At 59.2% G+C, this 1,108-nt stretch carries 2 protein-coding genes; one reads left to right on the plus strand and one right to left on the minus strand.

Features of this window, described 5'->3' with window-relative positions:
• Positions 1-135: DUF3400 domain-containing protein (locus AC097P_RS24655; protein ID WP_479613048.1), on the plus strand; the 135-nt coding region annotated here is incomplete at its 5' end.
• 196 nt (positions 136-331) lie between these two features.
• Here the strand turns inward: AC097P_RS24655 and AC097P_RS24660 are convergent.
• Positions 332-1,108, minus strand: a 777-nt coding sequence (locus AC097P_RS24660) for a tetratricopeptide repeat protein (protein WP_479613047.1), incomplete at its 5' end; no start/stop codon positions are given.

Consider the following 1,108-nt stretch of genomic DNA (forward strand, 5'->3'; position numbering starts at 1 on the left):
GACGATTTGAAAACCGGCCTGCTGGAGGCCGACTACATCGTCGTGGAAATGGCGAACCAAATTCTGGGCAAGGAATGGTTGCCGGAGTATGTGGCCATTGCCAACGCGGGCGGGATTGAACGGGTGCTGGTCTAGCCAACGCTCTTGGGGGCTGAAACGAACACCATGTTTGCTAAAGCGCAAGAGCTACATCGCCAAGGTTATTTGGATCGGGCAACTTCGTTTTGAAGTCCGCTGTGTGCACTTTGCGCATTTTGATGCGCAGTCACTTTTTGGATTTCCTTGGTTTCGTGCAGCTCAAATCGCGGTCTGAAAACTGGGGTCCACTTTACTATTTTCCGCCGACCGTGCGGGCCAGCGCGCTGGCGTAGAGGTGGTACTTCTTGTTGGCAGGGTTCAGCTCGCGACCCCGGTTGAGCAGCTCTCTGACCTCTTGCACCAGGGCATCGCTCTTGCCCTCCTGGCTCATCAGGCCGATCAGCAAGGCGCACAGGTTGGCGATGATCACTTCGCTGTTGGGCAGGTTGTGCAGGGCCGTGCGTAGCAGCTTGGCACCTTCCTGGTAGTTGCCCTGTTTGGCCAGCACGACGCCCTGGTTGTTGATGTTGACGACTTCCTGGCGCGACTCCTTGATGAGGGCCAGCCCCTCGGCCCCCAGCTTTGCATGCGCGAAGACGGACTCGATCTGGCGCGAGATGTCCGCGTTTTCGTGGTTGTTCTTCACCAGGTCGCGCATCAAGGCGCAGGCCTTGTCTTTTTTGCCCAGTGATAGAAGGCTCTTGGCCATTTCCAGCGCAACTTCGGGGCTGGGCTTGCCGGGCAGGCTGCCCAGCAGCCTCTCGGCGTTGGCCATCGCCGCCTCGGCCTTGTCAGTCTGCCCCATCTTCTTGTAGACCACGCTTTCGACGGCAGCGGTCTGGATAGCGGCTAGCGGGTTGTCCTTGAACGCGCTCTTGCTGCGGGCCAGCACTTTCAGCGCTTCGCCCGGGTCATCCTTGTCCGAGAAGACCTTGGCCAGACCGGCAAAGACCGACGGACTCTTGTGCACGGAGAACTCACTGATCTTGATGTTGCGCTCAAACGCCGCCTGCGCCACGTCGAGTGCGCC

It is taken from the genome of Rhodoferax sp. ZS1R8 (assembly GCF_056521325.1).